The organism is Kribbella pratensis (assembly GCF_004365355.1).
Taxonomy (GTDB): domain Bacteria; phylum Actinomycetota; class Actinomycetes; order Propionibacteriales; family Kribbellaceae; genus Kribbella.
Genome location: NZ_SODP01000004.1, coordinates 742055 through 760584 on the forward strand (window position 1 = coordinate 742055; position 18530 = coordinate 760584).

Annotated in this window: 22 protein-coding genes; 11 read left to right on the top strand and 11 right to left on the bottom strand. The window is 67.6% G+C overall.

Translation table 11 applies throughout. From position 1 onward, the window contains the following. The first annotated feature begins 2 nt into the window (after window positions 1–2). The 3 genes from pip to EV653_RS38005 all read left to right on the top strand — a co-directional run bounded on the left by pip (window position 3) and on the right by EV653_RS38005 (window position 2296). Window positions 3–956, top strand: coding sequence for a prolyl aminopeptidase (pip, locus tag EV653_RS37995; protein ID WP_134110892.1), 954 nt, complete (start codon window positions 3–5; stop codon window positions 954–956). A gap of 84 nt (window positions 957–1040) precedes the next feature. Beyond that, on the top strand, window positions 1041–1883 hold the full coding sequence (locus tag EV653_RS38000) for a phytanoyl-CoA dioxygenase family protein (RefSeq protein ID WP_134110894.1): 843 nt from the start codon (window positions 1041–1043) through the stop codon (window positions 1881–1883). Between the two features lie 68 nt (window positions 1884–1951). Then, entirely contained in the window at window positions 1952–2296 is a 345-nt protein-coding gene (locus EV653_RS38005) for a cupin domain-containing protein (RefSeq protein ID WP_202872013.1), read from the top strand. Here EV653_RS38005 and EV653_RS38010 read toward each other — a convergent pair. Both EV653_RS38010 and EV653_RS38015 read right to left on the bottom strand, forming a co-directional pair. Further along, the gene (locus EV653_RS38010; protein WP_134110898.1) at window positions 2293–2877 is read right to left on the bottom strand and encodes a YdeI/OmpD-associated family protein; all 585 of its coding nucleotides are present in this window, start codon (window positions 2875–2877) and stop codon (window positions 2293–2295) included. The two genes, EV653_RS38005 and EV653_RS38010, sit on opposite strands and share 4 nt — an antisense overlap. Beyond that, a complete protein-coding gene (locus tag EV653_RS38015) occupies window positions 2874–3836 on the bottom strand; it encodes a helix-turn-helix transcriptional regulator (protein ID WP_134110900.1) in 963 nt (320 codons plus the stop codon). Before EV653_RS38015 ends, EV653_RS38010 begins: the two co-directional genes overlap by 4 nt. 88 nt (window positions 3837–3924) lie before the next feature. Between EV653_RS38015 and EV653_RS38020 the strand changes: the two genes are divergently transcribed. From EV653_RS38020 to EV653_RS38030, 3 genes are all read left to right on the top strand, one after another. Further along, on the top strand, window positions 3925–4893 hold the full coding sequence (locus EV653_RS38020; RefSeq protein ID WP_134110902.1) for an ATP-binding cassette domain-containing protein: 969 nt from the start codon (window positions 3925–3927) through the stop codon (window positions 4891–4893). Next, window positions 4893–5702, top strand: a complete 810-nt coding sequence (locus EV653_RS38025) for an ABC transporter permease (protein ID WP_134110904.1) — start codon at window positions 4893–4895, stop codon at window positions 5700–5702. The genes EV653_RS38020 and EV653_RS38025 overlap by 1 nt, the downstream gene beginning before the upstream one ends. 93 nt (window positions 5703–5795) lie before the next feature. Continuing rightward, complete coding sequence (locus tag EV653_RS38030) at window positions 5796–6953, top strand: hypothetical protein (RefSeq protein WP_134110906.1); 1158 nt, start codon at window positions 5796–5798, stop codon at window positions 6951–6953. A 53-nt stretch (window positions 6954–7006) separates the two neighbouring features. On the opposite strand, the gene EV653_RS38035 is transcribed toward EV653_RS38030, so the two are convergent. Continuing rightward, window positions 7007–7840: an NAD(P)H-binding protein gene (locus EV653_RS38035; protein ID WP_134110908.1), complete on the bottom strand. Its 834-nt coding sequence runs from the start codon at window positions 7838–7840 to the stop codon at window positions 7007–7009. A 91-nt stretch (window positions 7841–7931) separates the two neighbouring features. On the opposite strand from EV653_RS38035, the gene EV653_RS38040 reads away from it, so the two are divergent. Together EV653_RS38040 and EV653_RS38045 are read left to right on the top strand one after the other, a co-directional pair. Further along, on the top strand, window positions 7932–8864 hold the full coding sequence (locus EV653_RS38040; protein ID WP_134110910.1) for an AraC family transcriptional regulator: 933 nt from the start codon (window positions 7932–7934) through the stop codon (window positions 8862–8864). Between the two features lie 39 nt (window positions 8865–8903). Beyond that, a complete protein-coding gene (locus EV653_RS38045) occupies window positions 8904–9422 on the top strand; it encodes a putative immunity protein (protein ID WP_134110912.1) in 519 nt (172 codons plus the stop codon). Here the strand turns inward: EV653_RS38045 and EV653_RS38050 are convergent. From EV653_RS38050 to EV653_RS38065, 4 genes are all read right to left on the bottom strand, one after another. Next, window positions 9400–10089 (bottom strand): dienelactone hydrolase family protein, encoded by a 690-nt coding sequence (locus EV653_RS38050; protein WP_134110915.1) that lies wholly within the window; start codon window positions 10087–10089, stop codon window positions 9400–9402. The two genes, EV653_RS38045 and EV653_RS38050, sit on opposite strands and share 23 nt — an antisense overlap. 26 nt (window positions 10090–10115) lie before the next feature. Then, window positions 10116–12071, bottom strand: a complete 1956-nt coding sequence (locus EV653_RS38055) for a hypothetical protein (RefSeq protein ID WP_134110917.1) — start codon at window positions 12069–12071, stop codon at window positions 10116–10118. A gap of 106 nt (window positions 12072–12177) precedes the next feature. After that, window positions 12178–12561: a pyridoxamine 5'-phosphate oxidase family protein gene (locus EV653_RS38060; protein WP_134110919.1), complete on the bottom strand. Its 384-nt coding sequence runs from the start codon at window positions 12559–12561 to the stop codon at window positions 12178–12180. Between the two features lie 12 nt (window positions 12562–12573). After that, a complete protein-coding gene (locus tag EV653_RS38065; protein WP_134110921.1) occupies window positions 12574–13164 on the bottom strand; it encodes a dihydrofolate reductase family protein in 591 nt (196 codons plus the stop codon). An 86-nt stretch (window positions 13165–13250) separates the two neighbouring features. Here EV653_RS38065 and EV653_RS38070 point away from each other — a divergent pair, with 86 nt between their 5' ends. After that, window positions 13251–13703, top strand: a complete 453-nt coding sequence (locus tag EV653_RS38070) for a winged helix-turn-helix transcriptional regulator (RefSeq protein ID WP_134110924.1) — start codon at window positions 13251–13253, stop codon at window positions 13701–13703. Here the strand turns inward: EV653_RS38070 and EV653_RS38075 are convergent. Both EV653_RS38075 and EV653_RS38080 read right to left on the bottom strand, forming a co-directional pair. Continuing rightward, window positions 13700–14524, bottom strand: coding sequence for a phosphotransferase enzyme family protein (locus EV653_RS38075; protein WP_134110926.1), 825 nt, complete (start codon window positions 14522–14524; stop codon window positions 13700–13702). The two genes, EV653_RS38070 and EV653_RS38075, sit on opposite strands and share 4 nt — an antisense overlap. Before the next feature lie 12 nt (window positions 14525–14536). Further along, a complete protein-coding gene (locus tag EV653_RS38080) occupies window positions 14537–15757 on the bottom strand; it encodes an MFS transporter (RefSeq protein ID WP_134110928.1) in 1221 nt (406 codons plus the stop codon). 82 nt (window positions 15758–15839) lie between these two features. Between EV653_RS38080 and EV653_RS38085 the strand changes: the two genes are divergently transcribed. Next, a complete protein-coding gene (locus EV653_RS38085; protein WP_134110930.1) occupies window positions 15840–16793 on the top strand; it encodes a LysR family transcriptional regulator in 954 nt (317 codons plus the stop codon). Here the strand turns inward: EV653_RS38085 and EV653_RS38090 are convergent. Beyond that, a complete protein-coding gene (locus EV653_RS38090) occupies window positions 16790–17629 on the bottom strand; it encodes an SRPBCC family protein (protein WP_134110933.1) in 840 nt (279 codons plus the stop codon). The two genes, EV653_RS38085 and EV653_RS38090, sit on opposite strands and share 4 nt — an antisense overlap. Further along, window positions 17626–18186, bottom strand: coding sequence for an ArsR/SmtB family transcription factor (locus tag EV653_RS38095; RefSeq protein WP_134111075.1), 561 nt, complete (start codon window positions 18184–18186; stop codon window positions 17626–17628). The genes EV653_RS38090 and EV653_RS38095 overlap by 4 nt, the downstream gene beginning before the upstream one ends. A gap of 192 nt (window positions 18187–18378) precedes the next feature. On the opposite strand from EV653_RS38095, the gene EV653_RS38100 reads away from it, so the two are divergent. Next, window positions 18379–18530 (top strand): ATP-binding cassette domain-containing protein (locus EV653_RS38100; protein WP_134104330.1); only part of this gene is annotated, 152 nt, incomplete at its 3' end.

Below are 18530 nucleotides of genomic sequence, written 5' to 3' on the forward strand. Positions count from 1 at the left end.
GCATGTACCCGGACATCGAGCCCTACGATCACGGCCTGCTCGACGTCGGCGACGGCAACCGCGTCTACTGGGAGGTCTGCGGCAACCCCAACGGCAAGCCCGCGCTCGTCGTCCACGGCGGCCCGGGCTCCGGCGCCGGTGCGGGCTGGCGCAGGTACTTCGACCCCGCGAAGTACAAGATCGTGCTGGTCGATCAGCGCAACTGCGAGCGGAGTACGCCGGATGCCGCCGAGCCGGACGTGGATCTCAGCACCAACACCACCTGGCACCTGATCGCGGACTTCGAGCAACTGCGCCGGGAGCTCGGGATCGAGAAGTGGCTGCTGCTCGGCGCATCACACGGTGCGACGCTCGGGCTCGCGTACGCCGAGCAGCACCCGCAGGCGATCTCCGAGATCGTGTTGTTCAGCGTCACGAACACGACCAGGCGTGAGGTCGAGTGGATCACCCGCGACATGGGGCGGATCTTTCCCGAGGAATGGGCCCGCTTCCGCGACGGCGTACCGGAGGATGAGCGCGACGGCAACCTTCCGTTGGCCTACAGCCGGCTCTTGCACGACCCCGACCCAGCCGTCCGGGACAAGGCCGCGCGTGACTGGTGCGACTGGGAGGACACGCATGTCCGGACAGCTCCCGGCTGGCGGCCGGACTCGCGGTACGACGATCCCGTGTTCCGCCTGCGACTCGCCCGGCTGGTCACGCACTACTGGGGTCACGCCGCCTGGCTGGACGAGGACGTTCTCGTCCGCGAGGCCGGAAAACTGTCGGGAATTCCGGGCGTGCTGATCCATGGCCGGCTGGACATCAGCAGCCCGCCGGATGTCGCGTGGCGGATGGCTCAGGCCTGGCCCGACGCCGAGTTGCACCTCGTCGAGCAGGAAGGCCATGGCCCGGGCGGCGACGGCACGCGCGAGCTGATCCTCGGAGCGTTGGACCGGTTCGCATTACGGGCATGACCGGTTCACGTGCACGTGCACGGAGGGCAAAGATTTGATCACTGATCTTTACAGCGATGAAACGTTCATGAACCCTTGAGTCCCATGACTGAGCTGGATTCCTTCCCCGCCCCACCGCCCCAGTCGACCCGCCCGGAGCTCGAGACCGACTACACCCTCAGCCGGTCCGATATCAGGCACTTCGCCGAGCACGGCTTCGTGAAGCTGAAGAACGTGCTGAGTCCCGAGACGATCGAGGCGTACGAGCCGGAGATCACCGGCAAGGTGATCGAGCTGAACACGCAGCACCTGCCACTCGAGGAGCGGGACACCTACGGCAAGGCGCTCCTGCAGGTGACGAACCTGTGGCAGGACAGCGAGCGCGTGCTCGAGTTCGTGTCGTCACCGCGGCTGGCGCGGATCGCAGCGCAGTTGCTGGGCGTGCAGTCGGTCCGGCTGTACCACGACCAGGCGCTGTACAAGGAGTCCGGCGGCGGAGTCACGCCGTGGCACGCGGACCAGTACTACTGGCCGTTCGCGACCGACCGCTGCGTCACGGTCTGGATCCCGCTGCAGGAGACCCCGATGGAGATGGGTCCGCTGTCGTTCGCGGCCGGCAGCCACACGTTCGAGCACGGTCGCGACCTGCCGATCAGCGACGAGTCGGAGCGCGTACTGCAGGAGGCCCTGGCCGAACAGGAGTTCGCGGAGATCTCCGAGCCGTTCGAGCTCGGCGAGGTGAGTTACCACCTCGGCTGGACCTTCCACCATGCGCCGCCTAACACCACCGACATCCCGCGCCGGGTGATGACGGTGATCTATGTGGACGCGGCGATGGGGATCTCCCAGCCGGTGAACAAGAACCAGGAGGCCGACCTGGCCAACTGGATGCCCGGCAACCAGCCCGGCGAGACCATCTCCTCCCCGCTCAACCCGATCCTCTACTGACCCACCCCGCACGGCCCATCGGACAAACCCGGAGGACGTCTGTACCTATTGGTATGTACGATGCCGTCATGACCTCATCGGAGTCACCGATCAGCCGCATCGTCGTACTCGACCAGCACCTGCCGGAGCCGCTCCCGGTGCAGCACGTCGAGGTACGCCGGATCACGATCGAGCCGCACACCGCGCTCGGCGCCCATGTCCACAACGGCCCCGTGTTCGGCAACATCGTCTCGGGCAAGGCGATCTACCAGCAGGCCGCCGGCGGCGAGGTCCAGGTCCTCCACCCCGGCGACGTGTTCTACGAGCCCGCGGTCGACCGGATCTCCCGCTTCGACACCGAGGACGAGGGCGTCACGTTCCTCGCCTACTTCCCGCTCACCGCGGGCCAGGACGCGACGCTCGACCTGGTCTAGAGCGTCCGCTTCTGCGGGTAGATCGTTTCGCCGCGGGCCAGCTGCTCGACGTACTGCGTGATCCGCCTGGCCCTCGTCTCGGGCTTCTTGGCGCTGTTCACCCGGAACACGACCGCGAACCGGTTGGCGCTGGTCAGGATCTCGAACATCGCCTGTGCCCGCGGCTCCGCGGCCAGCGCCGCGGCGAGGTCCTCGGGGATCTCCTTCGCGCTCGATCCGCCGTACGCCTTGTCCCAGCGGCCGTCGGCCTTGGCGCGCTCGATCTCCGCGCGTCCGGCCGGGCGCATCCGGCCTTCCTCCTCCATCCGCGCGACGAGGTCCACGTTCCGCTTGGACCACATGCTCTGCGCGCGCCGCGGGGTGTACCGCTGGATGAAGGTCTGCTCGTCGCGGCTCTTGCGCTGCCCGTCGATCCACCCGTGGCACAAGGCCTCTTCGAGCGCCTCGGCGTACGTGAGGCTCGTCGGCGTCGTCACGTTCTTCTTCGCGAGCACGAGCCAGACACCGTCCGACGCTGCGTGATGTTCGTGCAGCCATGACTGCCAAGCAGCAGCGTCCACAACGATCAGTTCGGTACTCATGACGCAGCCTCCTGATAGCGGGCGGCCAGGTGGGCCGCCGCATCCTTCAACTCCTGCGGTCCGACGAACTCCAGGTCGCACTCGAACATCCCGAACGTCGCGGCCAGCCCGGTCCACGACCACGCCGTCAGCACGAGCCGGCAACTCGTCGGCGTGACCTCTTCGACGAACGCGCCGCGCCCGGCCCACTGCGCGATGTCCGACGCCTTCGCCTGCAGGATCGCCTCGCCCCGGCACGGGTTCTGGTCCTGGCCGTGGAACCGGCTCGAGATGTACGTCGCCACGTCCGGCGCCGGGAGCTCGCGCTGGGTGAACCGCGGCCCGGTCGGCGTCTTCGGCGTCATCCGATCCACCCGGAACGTTCGCCAGTCCTTCCGATCCAGGTCCCAGCCGACCAGGTACCAACGCCCGCCCCACGTCACGAGGTGGTGCGGCTCCGCCTTGCGCGGCGGCACCCATTCGTCCGACGCACCAGGTGACGCGTAGTCGAACCGCAGTACCTCTTGCGCACGCACCGCCATCCCGACCGCGATCAGCTTCTCCGAGTCCACCGTCGTACGCCGGTTGGCGTACCGATCGACCGTCGTGACCTGCAATGCGTCGACCCGCTGCCGCAGGCGCGCCGGCATCACCTGGCGAACCGTGGCCAGCGCACGCAACGCGCCCTCCTCGATCCCGGTGACTGTGGTCGTGGCGGTCTGCAGCGCGACTGCGACCGCGATCGCCTGATCGTCGTCGAACAGCAGCGGCGGCAGGTCCGCCCCGGCATCCAGGCGGTAACCGCCGTCGGGCCCCTTGCTCGCGCGCACCGGGTAGCCCAGATCCCGGAGCCGATCGACATCGCGGCGGACGGTGCGCGGGCTGACCTCGAGTCGCTCCGCGAGCAAGGCTCCCGGCCAGTCGCGCCGTGCCTGCAGCAGCGACAGCAGCGCGAGGAGTCGAGCAGAGGTTTCGGACATGACGTCAGCTTCGCATGAGTAAGGGACAGAACCTGGCCGCTACTGCTGGAAATGTCGTGCTCATCAAGTCCAACCGAAGGAGTCATCCGTGATCAGCACCCGAGCGCTCACCCGGGATTTCGTGGTGAGCCGTACCGAGACCGTGCGCGCCGTCCGCGGCATCAGCCTGGACGTCGAACCCGGCGAGCTGGTCGCCGTCCTCGGCCCGAACGGCGCCGGCAAGACCACCACGCTGCGCATGCTCACCACCTTGATCACCCCGACGTCTGGCACCGCGACGGTCGCCGGGTACGACGTGACGACGCAGCCCAGCCAGGTCCGTCGACGGATCGGGTACGTCGGCCAGGGCAACGGCGCCGGCCATACCCAACGGGTCGGCGACGAACTCCGCGGGCAAGGTGTGATCTACGGCCTCGACCGTCGCGCCGCGAAGCAACGGGCCGATGAATTGCTCGACGCGCTGGAGTTGCGGGAGCTGGCGCAACGCAAGGTGTCGGAACTGTCCGGTGGTCAGCGCCGGCGGCTCGATGTCGCGATGGGTCTCGTGCACGCGCCGTCGCTGCTGTTCCTGGACGAGCCGTCGACCGGCCTCGACCCGCAGAACCGGGCGAACCTGTGGGACCACATCCTGCGGATGCGCGAGGAGCACGCGATGACGATCGTGCTGACGACGCACTACCTGGACGAGGCCGACACCATGGCCGAGCGGGTTGTCGTCGTGGATCACGGCGAGGTGATCGCCGATGACACCGCGAGCGCGCTGAAGGCCAGGCTCGCCGGCGACCGACTCGCCCTGACAGTTGCTCCCAGCAACATTGCACGATTGACCGCGCTGGCCGAAAAGTTGCCCGGAGCCCGGGAAGTGGTTGCCGTTGGCGACGAGCTCAGCGTCCGGGTCGCGAACGGCCCGGCAGCGCTCCCCGAGCTGATCGCAGCCGCCCAGCACAACGGCGTACCGATCGCGTCGGCGCAGGTGCATCGACCGACCCTCGACGACGTGTTCCTCAACCTGACCGGCCGCAGCCTGCGCGAAGAGTCCAACGGAAAGGCAGCCTGATGACCACCCTCACCGTTTCCACGCCCGTAGTTGCGGTGCAGCAGCCGTCCCGGAGTCTGTTGCGTGACATCCGGATCGTGATGACGCGCGAGCTGAAGCCGGTACTGCGTGACCCGTTCTCGTTGCTGTTCGGGATGATCCAGCCGCTGGTGTTCCTCGCGCTGTTCGGACCGTTGTTGTCGGGCTCGATGGGCGGGACCTTCGGCGACGGCGTCTGGCAGTGGTTCGTCCCGTCGATCCTGGTGATGACGACGCTCTTCGGTACGTCGACCACAGGGGCGAACCTGCTGTTCGAGTTCCAGACCGGTGCGCACGAGCGGATGCTGGTCACGCCGTTGTCCCGTTCGTCGCTGCTGATCGGCCGCGCGCTGAAGGAGATGGTGCCGCTGTTCGGGCAGGCGGTGATCGTGATCGGGGTGATGACGCCGTTCGCGTTCGACCTGCACGTCGGTGGTGCGCTGGTCGGGTTGGCGCTGCTCGCGGTCTTCGGCGTCGGGCTCGGTTCGTTCAGCTACGCGCTGGCGATCGCCGTCCGCAAGCAGGACTGGATGTTCTGGGTCGTGCAGCAGACGTTCCTGTTCCCGCTGATGATCCTGTCCGGGATGCTGCTGCCGCTCGAGACCGGTCCGGGATGGATGCGGGTGGCATCGAAGTTCAACCCGCTGTCGTACCTCGTCGACGCCGAGCGGACCCTGTTCTCGGGTGATGTGTGGTCGAGCGCCGTGCTCTGGGGATTGGTCGCGGCGATCGTGACCGCGGCACTCGGACTGACCGTCGGCATCCGGGCGATGCTCCGCTCGGCCGCATGACCCAATTGAGCCAGTGACCCGGCTGGGCCGTTGTCAACGCTGAATTTCACCTACGGTAGCGCTCAGATCACCCACCGCCCCCAAGGAGATCTGATGAGGCCCCGCCCCGCCTTGCTCGCTGTCCTGACTTCGCTGGCCGCCGCCGCGCTCGCAATGTCCAGCGCGGTGGCGGCTCCGGCTCCCTCCGCCGACAACGCAACGACACTCGTCGCCGCGACCGACACCGACGGCGACTCGCTACCGGACACCTGGGAAACCAACGGGTACGACGCGAACGGCGACGGCGTCGTCGACGTGGACCTGCCGGCGATGGGTGCAAACCCGAAGAAGAAGGACCTGTTCGTCGAGATGGACTACATGTCCGGCCGGCTCGCGAGTACGGCGGCGCTCGACCGGATCGTCCAGGTCTTCGCGAGCGCCCCGGTCAGCAACCCGGACGGCACGACCGGCGTCAAGATCCACCTCGACGCAGGCGCCGCCCGCGGTGCGGCGTACAACCTGGGAGGCGGGAACGAGGTCACGTACGACGACGATCTCAATCCGTCGGCGACCCAGACCAACGCGATCAAGGCGGCCAACTTCGCCGCGGCCCGCAAGGCGGTCTTCCACTACATGATCTGGGGAGACAGCTACGACGGCGGCTGCAGCAGCGGCCAGGCGTTCAACATCCCGAACGACACGTTCATCGTCACGGTCGGCCCCAAGTGCGGGTGGAACGCGACCGACGACACGAATGTCGGCACGTTCGTCCACGAGCTCGGCCACAACATCGGTCTGAAGCACGGCGGCACCGACAACCTCAACTACAAGCCGAACTACCTGAGCGTGATGAACTACTCGTTCCAGCTCGGCGGCGTACTCAAGTCCGACGGCACGAAGTACTGGGGCTACTCGAACGTCCAGCCGACGTCGATCAACGAGGCCCGACCGGACGAGACGGTCGGCCTGGGCAGCCTGGGCGCGGGGTACAAGACCAGTTGGAAGTGCCCGAACGGCTCGACCAGGACCACGGCCGGCGCCGCGAACCAGCCGATCGACTGGAACTGCGACGGTGACACGACCGACACGACGACCGCCGCGGACATCAACGGCGACAAGACCACATCGATCCTGATCGCACAGAACAACTGGGCGAACATCGTCTTCGGCGGCGGCGCCGTCGGTGGGGGTACGACGCCCCGCACCAAGACGCCGGCGTCGGAGCTGCACGAGATCACCCACGACGAGTGGGTGTCGATGCAGCACCAGTAGTGGTCAAGCCGAAGCCCTCGCGCCTTCAGGTGGGTGCGAGGGCTTCGGCTTGTTCAGACCGACCAGACTCCGGTCTTCGCGGTCTCGCGGGCCCACTCGGTGAAGTCACGCGGCGGGCGGCCGAGGACCTGCTCGACACCGTCGGAGACGTACTCCGAGCGGTGGTTGCGGATGACCGCGAACAAGTCGCGGACCGCGTCGGCGTCCTCCTGGATAAGGCCCTGTGCGATCAGTTCCGCGACGTGTGCCTCCGGCTCGAGGTCGACGTACGTGATCGGGCGGCCGGTGGCGGCGGAGAGTTCGTCGGCGATTTGGGTCATGGTGAGGGTGCGCGGGCCGGAGATGGTGAGGGTCCGGCCGACGTATGACTCGTCGAGAAGCGCCATGGTCATTACGTCGCCGACGTCGTTGGTGTCGATCCACGCCTCGGCTCCGGTGCCGGCGGACAGCCGGATCTCGCCCGCGAGCACGTGGTACTGCAGGAAGTCCTCACTGAAGTTCTGCGCGAACCAGGCCGGCTGCACGATCGTCCAGTCCAGGCCGCTCGCCTTGACCACCTTCTCCAGCTCGAGCTGGCCGTCGTACACGGCGAAGTCGCGACCCGGGCTGCCGACGCCACGACCGGACAGCAGGACCAGTCGCCGCAGACCGTCTGCTTGCTGGACGAATTTGCCCGCCTGAGCGAGCCCGGTCGGCCCGACGGGCGGCGCCAGGTACGCCCTCTCCACGCCGGCGATCGTCGGCGCCCAGGTGCTCTCGTCGTACCAGTCGAACCGCTGCTCGCTGGATCGTGAGGCGAGGCGGTACGGGACTTGCCGCGCATCGAGCTGGGCCGCGACGCGACGGCCGGTCTTGCCTTTGCCGCTGAGGATCAGTATCGGTGTCATGTATCAAGTTCAGCGGGGTTGAGTGAGACAAACCATGGCTCTGGGGCGCAATTCGATGTTCGAGGCGCTCACCATGGCGTACGCTCAACGCATGGACGTGCTCGACGAACTACTGGCCGGGACCCGCGCCCAGGACGGTGTTTTCAATCTGACGATCCTGGATCTGCCCTGGGCGCTGGAGATCCGCGACGAGGCGCCGCTCGCTCTCGCGACCCTCGTCCGCGGCTCGGGCTGGGTGACCCGCGAAGGGACCGCGCCGCAACGGCTGGAGCAGGGCGACGTGGCGATCTTCACCGGCCCACAGCCGTACGTCGTGGGCGACAGCGTGCACACCGCACCACAACTGCGGATCCATCCCGGCGGCATCTGCGAACCGTTGCCCGGGGCACCGGCCGACTACTCGGCACGGCTCGGAGTGCGTACGTACGGCAGCCGGAAGTCGGGTGAAGTGATGGTCGCCAGTGGCACCTATCAGGTGGCCGGTGATGTCAGCCGGCGCCTGGTGACCGCCCTGCCGCCGGTCCTCGTCGTACCGGCCGCGGAGGTCGCCGGCTCGGTGATGGAGATGATCACGAGTGAGATCCAGCGGGATGCGGTCGGACAGCAGACGGTGCTGGACCGATGGCTCGACCTGGCGCTGATCACCACCTTGCGAGCATGGTTCGACCGGCCCGACTCGCACGCGCCGGGGTGGTACCAGGCCCAGACTGATCCGGTCGCCGGTACTGCGTTGCGTCTGCTGCACGAGGATCCGGCGTACCCGTGGAACGTCACCGATCTCGCCGACCGAGTCGGGGTGTCCCGGGCCTCGCTGGCCCGGCGATTCACCGCAGTGGTGGGTGAGGCGCCAATGAGCTACCTGACCGGTTGGCGGATCACGCTCGCCGCCGATCAACTGCGGTCGACCCGGGACACGGTCGAGACGATCGCTCGGCGGGTCGGGTACGCGAACGCCTTCGCGTTGAGCGTTGCGTTCAAGCGGGTCCGCGGAATCACGCCTACCGATCACCGCCGGGCGGCGTAGAAGCTTAAAGCGCGAGGTTCAACGATACGATTGAGGCTCATGGAGATCGCGTTGAGCCTCGACGAACTGCGGCAGCTCAGCCTCTGGAGCGCGGACTGTGCGGAGTGGGCGTTGCCCGTCTACGAGGCGGTTAGTCCCGGCGATCGCCGGCCGCGCGAAGCGATCGAGGTCACCCGAGAATTCGGTGCCGGGGGCAACAGAACCAAGGCGATCCGGACGGCCGCGTGGGGCGCCTTGAAAGCGGCCGGCGAGGTAGCCGATCCGGCCGCGGAAGCTGCTGCGCGAGCAGCCGTTGCGGCAGCGGGTTCGGCGTACCTGCATCCGTTGGCGGCAGCCACCCAGGTCAAGCACATCGTGGGGGCGGCGCAGTATGCGGCGTACGCGCACGAGCTGGCCGGACGCGATCCCGAGGCCGTCGTCAGATGGGCGATCGAGCGAGTGCCACCTGTGGTCCGGGACGTACTGCGGCGCTACCCGGATGGCACACCCGGCCGCAGCCGGCTCGGCGAACTGCACCGCCAACTGGAGACGGCGCTCAGGCAACCGTCGCCTTCATGAACGCCAACGCCTGCGGCCAAGCCAGCCGGAAAGCGTCCGCGTTCACGTCCTTGTCGTGCCGCGACTTGTCTGAGAACCCGTGGTCCGCACCCGGGAAGTACTGCGTGAACGTCGCGCCGGCCGTCCGCGCCTGCAACACCGTCTGCAGCGTCTCGAAGTCCGAATTCGGTACGGCGGTGTCCGCGCTCGGATAGCTCACCAGCACCGGCGCCGTGATCGCGGCCGCCTCGGCAATCGCGTCGTACGTGTGATGCGGCGGCCGATCGGACGGAACGGTCGGGTGGAAGGCGACGACGTTCGCGACCCGCTGGTCACGCGCCCCGAGCAGGAACGCGAACCGTCCACCGAGGCACCAGCCGATCACGCCGACCTTGCTGCACCCGAGCTCGTCGACGAGATAGTCCAGCAGCGCACTCTGCTCGGCCAGGGCGGTGTCGTCGTCCATCTGTCGCAGCAAACCACTCAGCTCCTGCCGACTGGTGTTGTCCGTACTGCGCCCCTTGAACGGATCCCACGCCAGCGCGGTGATCCCCTCCCCCGCCAGCTCATCGGCCCAGGCCCGCACCTGCTCGCCGATCCCGGTAATCATCGGCAGCAACAACATGCCGGCCCGCCCGACCCGCGCAAGATAAGCGTCCTGCTCCCCAACCGTCACCGTCACACCCATGCGCGCATCCTAGACGCGCCAGCTGCTCAGCTGACCTTGACCGCCACGGCGACCGACAACCCCGCCGCGTGTTGCTTGGTCGCGGGCCGGTAGATGCGCACCGACCAGCTTCCGGCTGTCGGGAACGCGTAGGCGAAGCGCGCGATGCGGGTGGACGGCACGTTGATGGTCTTCGCCGTCGTCCACTTGGTCGCGCCGGCCTTGCGGACCTGCAGGATCGCGGTCGACCCGACGTCGTACGGGTTGGCCAGGCCCTCGTAGGCCACGGCACGGCCGTGTACCGCGGTCCTGGGTGCAACGCGCCAACTGACCACCGCGCTCGAGACGGCGCCGATGGGAGTCGTGATGAGCGTCTCGCCCGGAACACTCGAAGCCAGCACAGCCCGGAATGCCCCGTTGGTGGCGCTCACGAACGGGATCGACGCTACCCCGCCGGTCACAGTCTTCGCCGAGCCCAAGGTCAGCCACCGAGTCGTGCCGACCGACAGACGCTGCAGGTACACGACGACACCGGCCGGAGCCGCGGTCCAGACGTTCAGGCTGCGCTGGTCCTGTACGACGACCTTCGCCGTACCGCGACCGCCGTGCGGGACGGCCGGCGCCGAGACGGTCGCCCTGCGGGCGGCGTAGACGGTGGCAGGGACGGAGACAAACCTGGCATTGCCGTCGGTGGTGTGCAAGTGGAACACGAAGGAACTCGCGCCGGCTGCGCGCGGTGTCACAACCGCCGAGGTCCGCAGGTTGGGCAGGACTTTCTGAACCGAGCACCAACTCCCGACGGACACGCCGGCAGCGCCCGGCGTCGTCAGCCCGATGTCGCAACCGTCGAACTGTCGCATCGCCGGCGGATCAGCGGTGAAGGTCGCAGTCGACCGGCGCCCGACCACCAGCGTCGGGGTGGTAACTGCGGCGCTGAATGCGGTGACCGTGATGGTCTTCGTGGTCGGGTTGCCGATCAAGCGACCGGTCGTGTCGAGCAGGCTCAGCGTCACCTGATGAGAGCCCACGGCAAGCTCCGGCCCCTCCATGGTGAAGATGACGTTCTGCTGCGATACCGCAGGGTCCTGCCAGTCGACCGGCTTCCACGTCGGAGTGAGCGCGATGCTCCGCTGCACGCCGTCGACGGTCAAGGTGGCAACGCCCGGCTTGCTACCGCTCAGCAGCGGACCACTGACCTTCAGGTTGCCGGCGACCCGCGCGGAGCCGTCGCCACCAACGAGCGGTACGTCGGTTCCGGTGTCGAACACGACCGGCTCGGCGTGGTTGACGCGAACGAACGTGTAGGACCCGGCTCCGTAGAATCCGTCGGTGTCGCGAGCCTTCGCCTCGAGGCGGTAGAGACCGTTCGGAACGGCGCCGAATCCGAGGTCGATCACGGCGTCGTGGTCCACGCCGCGCGCGCTACTGAACGGTGCCGACGCGGTGAGCACGGCGCCGCCGGTCGCGAGATCGACCAGCCGCAGCTCACCGACATCATCTCGCGGGTACTCCGAAGTGACGCGGAATCGGCCGACAGTGTCGACTACCGCTGCACTGAACAACTGGCCGTCGCGGACATGCTGCAGGTCGGAGATCTCGTGCGGGGTGTCGAAGAAGAGATCTCCGCCACCCGTGGTCTGCGCTCCGGATGCTGTCGTGAGCTCGGCCGACAGCAGGTAGCTGCCGAACCCAGGGCCGGGGTGATCCCAATCGCCGACGTGCAGCGGAACCGTCACCTGACACCCGCTGTCACACGTGCCGGCCGGGATCTCTGCCGACCCCTGGACGTCGTACCCCAGGCTCACGTCCACCCGTCCAGATGCTTCGCCGCCAAGGTCCACGGCCAGCGTGACCGGCACATCGCCCAAAGCGACCGTGCTCCCGATCACCGGACTCAGTACAGCCACCGACGGCGATCCATCCACGGCGTACGCCGTGCCCACGCCACCCATCGCGAGCGCCATCCCGACGACCGACGCCACCATCCGACCAACACCGCGCACGCGGACTCCCAGGAATCTCTCGGCGCCGAGAACCGAATTGCCCGAGCCGCCTCGCCCTCATATCGCCCCGGGCGCCCGGCCGTTACAAGCCCTCGTTTGCGGACTGTCAGCTGACTCCGACGGTCTGGTGGTCCGGCTCGATGACGCCGATGATGCGGTCCACGTCCCGGGTGTACGGCTGGCCTAGGTACTTCATCGCGATCTGGTCGACGAGGGTCCAGCCGGCGTCGCCGTCGATCCATTCGGTGAGGCGGCCGCGGATGATGACCGGCTCGTGCGGGTTGTCGACGGGGGCGAGCGAGAGGGCGACGCGTGGATCGCGGCGGAGATTGTGCGCCTTCTGCGAGTCGGGACCGGTCAGGAAGATGATCCGCTCGTCGAGCGTGGTGACCCAGAGCGGGATCGAGTGCGGCGAACCGTCCGGGAGAACGGTGGCCAGATGAGCGATCGAGTTGCTCTCGACGGCACGGCGTACGGCGGGCTTCAACATGGTTCTGCTCCTTCAGCGGACGACGGCATAGTGGAGGTGGGTCACACCCGGGGCGGGCACTGCTTCGACGAGGTTCAGCCGGACATGCTCGAGGAGCTCCTGGAAGAACGGCCGGCCGCCGCCGAGCAGGATCGGGACCTGGTGCAGGACGAGCTCGTCGACGAGCCCGGCCTTCAGTGCCGCCGTCACGGCGCCGCCACCCATCAGGCCGACGTTCTTGCCGGCCGCGATGTCGCGCGCCGCGGCGACGGCGTCCTCGATGGTGTTGGCGAGCGTCTGCTGCTCGCTGATCTCCGGCACCGGCCCGTGGCTCAACACGACGAGCGGCGCCTTCGCGTGCGGGCTGCCGCCGCCGAAGTGGCCCGAGTCGTCGTACGTCTTGTGCCCGGCGATGACTGCACCGACCCGGCCGGCGAGCGCGTCGAACATCTTGGCGCTCGCGGCGCTGAGCTTGAAGCCGTCGAAGACCTGGCTCGGGGTATCGCCGTCGAAGTACCAGTCGAACAGCATCGGCGCATCGCCGAGGCCGCGGTCCGGACCGGAGTCGCGACCGGTGATGTATCCGTCGACCGAGACCGCGAGGGCTGCCAAGACCTTGCTCATCGTTCCCACCTTCCGTTTGGAGTTCCTTGAGGGAACGCTAACATGCTGGGGTTCCTTCAGGGAACCCCAATTGCTAAGCTGATCTCATGCAGCGCACAGACTTCAGTGAGATGGCATGCTCGATCGCGCGCACGCTCGACGTGATGGGCGAGCCGTGGTCGCCGCTGATCCTGCGCGACATCTTCGTCGGGATGTCGCGGTTCGAGCAGCTCCAGTCGGACCTGGGGATCTCCCGCAAGGTGCTCACCGAGCGGCTGAACCATCTGGTCGACCGCGGTGTGCTGGAGCGCCGGCCCTACGACAAGCGCCCGCGGTACGAGTACGTCCTGACCGGCAAGGGCCTCGAGCTGATCGACGTCCTGATGGTGATGGTTGCCTGGGGCGACAAATGGCTGGCCGGCGAGGCGGGTCCGCCGGTGCTGTACCGGCACCACGCCTGCGGAGAGGTCAGCCACGTCGAGCTCAGCTGCTCCCACTGCGGCAAGCCGATGCACGCCAACGACATCGACGTACTCCCCGGGCCGGGCGCGGCCGCCTAGGAGCAGTACGCGCGGAACACGTCGAGATCGGTGTCCAACCGGGCGATCCGGTCGAAGCCCCACGTGTCCACACCCGGTCGATCGACGGCGTTCAGCACGCGGGCCGACATGTCCCGAAGCCCGCGGGCGAGGAGCGCGAACTCGAGGTGATCGAGGTCGAGGTCGTCGGCGCCGTACTCGCCGAGGAATGCACCGAGTTCGTTGCCGTCCGCCCCGACCCACACATCGAATTCACGAGGCCCGATGACGGCGTTCTCCCAGTCGAGGATCGCCGCGATCTCGCCGGCGTCGTCGATCAGCAGGTTCAGACCGTGCATATCCGTGTGACACACCACGTCCCGCACAGGCTCGAGACGTGCCCGTACGCCGTCGAGTCGCGCGATCGCCGCAGCCACGTCGTCCGCTCGATCCGCGATCCACGGATGGTGCAGGTTCCGGCCCAGCTCACTGATCCACGGCTCGGAAACGTCCGCGGCCGGCAGGTCCACCTCGAGCGGTACTTCGTGCACCTGCCGCAACGCCCCCGCGGCGACGCGCCAGTCGTCCCAGGTCGCCGTACGCCCTTGCACATAAGGGAAAACGGCATACGGCCGGTCGCCGTTCATCGCAGACAGTTCGCCCTGCACGGTCCGGACGGGTTCGACGACCGGGAGTCCGAGCGCACGCAACTCGCCTAGCAGCTCCAGCCCGATCGGCTGCTCGCCTTCCTTCCACACCTTCACGAACCACTGCTCGTCCGCCACCCAGCCGTCAGTGGCGAACCCGCCGGCGTGCGACTGCAGCGAAGACACGGTCAGCCCGTAGTCGCGTTCGAGATCCATCCCCGCATCACATCACCTCTGGGCGGCCAGCATGCGGAGTACGGCGGCATTCACGAGGATCAGGATGAGGACGGAGAAGACGAGCAGCGCGACCTGGGCTGGGAGGAGCGCGATGCCCAGTCCGATCGCGAGGACCGGGATTGCCAACCCGGCGTACGCAATCAGGAAGAGCGCGGCGAGTACCTCGCCGCGTGAACTCGGGTCGGCCAGGGACGCGGCAGTCGCGACGGCGCCGCGGAAGACGAGGCCCACACCGCCGCCGGCGACCACACCACCGATGACGAACAGCCACAGGTTCGGGATCAGGCCGCCGGCCGCGACACCGACCAAGCCGACGGACATCGCGACGAGGCCCAACCGCAGCTGATGCGGACGGGACAGCCGGACGAACACGGCCTGGCTCACCGCGCCCGCGATGAACACGGCGAACGTGACGACACCGGCCAGCAGGCGCGAGGTGTGATGGAGTACGCCGGCCAGGAACGTCGGTGCGAGCGACGTGAACAACCCGAAGATCGCGAATGCGGCGAACGCGCCGACCGCCGATGCGAAGAAGAGCGGTCGCGCCGATGACGGCAGTGCCACCCGCTGCGGCCGGTACGCCGGTCGCTCCTCCAACCGCTCGACGGTCTCCGGCACGAGCGCGATCCCGACCGCACTGAGCAACAGCAGCACAAGGAAGATCTCGTACGGACGCTGCAGCGGCGCGGAAACGTACTGCGCCAGCAGCCCAGCGATCAGCGGACCGAACGCGAGTCCACCGAGGTTCACCATGCTCGAGATCAACGCCGACCGGCTCGGGTCCTCGCCCGGCCGCGCGACCTGTCGCAGCTCGGACAGGTGCGCGGTAGCGGTCGCGGTCAGTACGCCGACCCCGACACCACAGATGAAGCGCGCAACCAGCAGACCCGGAACGGCCGACCAGATCAGGAAGATCGCGGCGGACAACGCCTCCGCCAGTACGGCGACCAGCGCGACGCGGCGGCGACCGAGCCAGTCGCTGACATGCCCGGCGAGGTACAGCGACGCCATCACGCCGACCGCGTAGCTGGCGAAGATCACCGTGATCACGTACGTCGGGAACCCGTCCCGGTGCTGGTAGATCGCGTAGAGCGGGGTGGGGATCGTCGAGAAGGCCATCGTGATGAGAAAGGCCGCCGCGATCACCCAGAACCCGGGAGCATATGCGAACCGGATCCGTACGCCGGTCCGCGAAGACGTCATGGTGGACATGTTCCCAGCGTGCCCCGCGCCATCTATCGAGTCCAACGAAAGTTCTTGCACGCTCTTATCGTCAGATCCGATAATTCGTACTGTGGACAGCCGACAACTCGAGTACTTCGTCGCGGTCGCCGAGGAACTGAGCTTCACCCGGGCGGCGCAGCGACTGTTCACGGTGCAGTCCACGGTGTCGGCCGCCGTACGTGCTCTCGAGGCCGATCTGAAGACGACGCTCTTCGACCGCTCCACCCGCCGGGTCGCACTCTCCGCGGCCGGTGAGGCTTTGTTGCCTGAGGCAAAAGCTGCACTCGAGGCGCTGGATCGGGCACGGGCAGCTGTCGAGGAAGCGTCGACCGGCCTCCGCGGGAACGTCCGGATCGGGACCCTTGCGCGGCTCAACCTGGTGAACATGGCCGAGCTCCTGGGTGCGTTCCACCGCAAGTACCCGCTGGTCGAGGTCCACGTCGCGACCTCGCCGACCGGATCGACGGGCCTCGCGGACGACGTACGCCACGGCCGGCTGGACGTCGCATTGCTCGGGCTGCCGAAACCCGAGCTGAGCGGGCTCGACGTCCGGGATATCGCGACCGTCCCGTTCGTCGCGCTGCTGCCTGCCTCGCATCCGCTGGCCGGCCGGACCGGCGGCCGCGAAGCCGCGCCTGGTCCGGAGACTCGCCATACCAAACCGTATGGTATGCCCGGCGTTCGACTGGAAGAGCTGGCCGGTGAGCGGTTCGTGGACATGCCGCCCGGCTTCGGCAACCGGAAGATGGTCGACCGTGCCTTCGACACAATCGGGATGCCGCGGCGGATCCAGGTCGAGGTCCCGGAACTGACGACCATCCCCGACTACGTCCGGGCCGGGCTCGGCGTGGCGGTGGTGCCCGATCTCGAACTGCCCGAGGAGCCCGATGTCGCCAAGGTGCCGATCAACGGCACCGAGCTGACCTGGACGTTGTCGGTGGCGACAGCGTCCGGACGGCGACCGAGCAGGGCGGTGACCGCCCTACTCGATCTGATCGGCGAAAGCACCCGCCCGTATTTCTAGGCGACCCAGATCGACCAGTCCGGCAGCTCGGAGTACCGACGCAGGGCCGCGACGCCGCTGAGCCAGCCGAGCCAGGCGCCGTACGGCGGGTTGGACTCGTCGAATCCGCTCATCACGAAGGTGAGCCGGGTCTTCCCGTCCGACTCGGCGAGCTCCCAGGTGCTGATGCCGGCCGGCCCCCAGTCCGTCGACATTTTCCGGCCCTCGACCAGGTCGATGATCTCGACGCCCGGATTGACGTCGAACCCGCCCATCGCGAACCGGCCGCCCTTGCGGGCGTCGATGCCGACCGGGTACCCGAACCAGGCCGACGCCTTCTCGGACTCGGTCAGCGACGAGTACACCTGCTCGATCGGCGCGTCGATCAACGCCTCGCCCTCGAAGACCGGCGAGGTGAAGTCGGGCCTGGTCGTGAGCTCGCGCCCCTCGAGGTGGTCGACGAGATTGGCCAGCGCCAGTGACCAGAAGGTCTGCAGCACGCCGCGGATGTTGGCGCCGCTGATCGCGTCCGCGAAGTCGAAGTGCGTCTGCGACAGCTTGATCACGGTCGCGTCGTCGGCGTCGGGCGTGAGCGTGATCTCGGTGGTTGTCTCCTCGCCGCCGAGTGTCCACGCCAGCGTCAGCGTGCTTCCGTCGTACCCGACGACGCGCTGGTGGGGTGCGTCGCCTTCGGGGATGGAGCGGCCCCAGAACTCGAACGTGCCGGGCAGGTCGACGTTCGAGTGCTCGCTGAGCCAGAGGTTGAGGGCCTTCGGATCGGTCAGAGCCTGCCGGACCTCGTCGATACCGGCCTTGGCGCGCGCTTGCAGAACGAGAGGTTCCGTCTGTGTGGTCATTGGTCTTGGTCTCCTTTGGGGTAGCAGGCCACGGCGAGCTTGAAGGCGTCGCCCTCACTGCCGCCGTAGCGCGAGAACAGGTCCTGCAGCGTGCCGCGCAGGTCCTCGAAGAACTCCCGCCGCCGGTCCGGTGGAACCCGGATCTCACCGGACACCCCGATGGACGGCAGCTCCGGAGCCGACCCATCCAGCGCGGCGATGTCTGTCTGGACCTCTTCCATCAGGTCCAGCACGTAGCCGAGGCTCAGGTCGTCGGTGGTCCGGCGGAGCCCGCCGATCCGGCCGACGAGCGTCGGCGACAACCAGTACGAACGAGCCGTCGCCTGGTAGATGCCCTCGTGGATGCCGCGCACCTTGCGCTCGTCCACCTGGGTCACCAAGCCCGCCTCGACGAGGCGCTTGACGTGGTAGTAGACGCGCTGCGGAGTCTGCCCGAGCTGCTCGGCCACCTCGCTACAGGTGGCCGGCTCGGCCAGCCGCCGCAGCACCTCGATCCGCTGCGGCTTGAACAGCGCCTCGGCCTGTTCGAGCTGCTCCAGGTGCATCACGTCTCTCATCACACAAAGAACTTTGTACGTAAAAATCTCTTTTGTCAATCGGGAGATTTACATCACTTAGGAATGTAAGCGGGGGTTCGCTCGTTGTAGGAAGTGCTTGCTGATGCGTCACCAAGCAGACACCCAAGACCTGGGGGCCTTTGCTACGGATCGTCCGGCACGTTCCTGCCGGCGAAGGAGAGGAAGCGCAAGATGGCAACTGTCTCGTTCAAGGGAGCTACCCGGGTCTATCCGGGCAATGACGTCCCGGCGGTGGACAAACTCGATCTCGATATCTCCGACGGCGAGTTCATGGTGCTGGTCGGGCCGTCGGGTTCGGGTAAGTCGACCGCGTTGCGGATGCT

Bases quoted from the DNA above. Each gene is read 5' to 3' on its own strand.
- pip (WP_134110892.1), top strand. From the start codon at position 3: ATGTACCCGGACATCGAGCCCTACGATCACGGCCTGCTCGACGTCGGC.
- EV653_RS38000 (WP_134110894.1), top strand. From the start codon at position 1,041: ATGACTGAGCTGGATTCCTTCCCCGCCCCACCGCCCCAGTCGACCCGC.
- EV653_RS38005 (WP_202872013.1), top strand. From the start codon at position 1,952: ATGACCTCATCGGAGTCACCGATCAGCCGCATCGTCGTACTCGACCAG.
- EV653_RS38010 (WP_134110898.1), bottom strand. From the start codon at position 2,877: ATGAGTACCGAACTGATCGTTGTGGACGCTGCTGCTTGGCAGTCATGG.
- EV653_RS38015 (WP_134110900.1), bottom strand. From the start codon at position 3,836: ATGTCCGAAACCTCTGCTCGACTCCTCGCGCTGCTGTCGCTGCTGCAG.
- EV653_RS38025 (WP_134110904.1), top strand. From the start codon at position 4,893: ATGACCACCCTCACCGTTTCCACGCCCGTAGTTGCGGTGCAGCAGCCG.
- EV653_RS38030 (WP_134110906.1), top strand. From the start codon at position 5,796: ATGAGGCCCCGCCCCGCCTTGCTCGCTGTCCTGACTTCGCTGGCCGCC.
- EV653_RS38035 (WP_134110908.1), bottom strand. From the start codon at position 7,840: ATGACACCGATACTGATCCTCAGCGGCAAAGGCAAGACCGGCCGTCGC.
- EV653_RS38040 (WP_134110910.1), top strand. From the start codon at position 7,932: ATGGACGTGCTCGACGAACTACTGGCCGGGACCCGCGCCCAGGACGGT.
- EV653_RS38045 (WP_134110912.1), top strand. From the start codon at position 8,904: ATGGAGATCGCGTTGAGCCTCGACGAACTGCGGCAGCTCAGCCTCTGG.
- EV653_RS38050 (WP_134110915.1), bottom strand. From the start codon at position 10,089: ATGGGTGTGACGGTGACGGTTGGGGAGCAGGACGCTTATCTTGCGCGG.
- EV653_RS38060 (WP_134110919.1), bottom strand. From the start codon at position 12,561: ATGTTGAAGCCCGCCGTACGCCGTGCCGTCGAGAGCAACTCGATCGCT.
- EV653_RS38065 (WP_134110921.1), bottom strand. From the start codon at position 13,164: ATGAGCAAGGTCTTGGCAGCCCTCGCGGTCTCGGTCGACGGATACATC.
- EV653_RS38070 (WP_134110924.1), top strand. From the start codon at position 13,251: ATGCAGCGCACAGACTTCAGTGAGATGGCATGCTCGATCGCGCGCACG.
- EV653_RS38075 (WP_134110926.1), bottom strand. From the start codon at position 14,524: ATGGATCTCGAACGCGACTACGGGCTGACCGTGTCTTCGCTGCAGTCG.
- EV653_RS38080 (WP_134110928.1), bottom strand. From the start codon at position 15,757: ATGTCCACCATGACGTCTTCGCGGACCGGCGTACGGATCCGGTTCGCA.
- EV653_RS38090 (WP_134110933.1), bottom strand. From the start codon at position 17,629: ATGACCACACAGACGGAACCTCTCGTTCTGCAAGCGCGCGCCAAGGCC.
- EV653_RS38095 (WP_134111075.1), bottom strand. From the start codon at position 18,186: ATGAGAGACGTGATGCACCTGGAGCAGCTCGAACAGGCCGAGGCGCTG.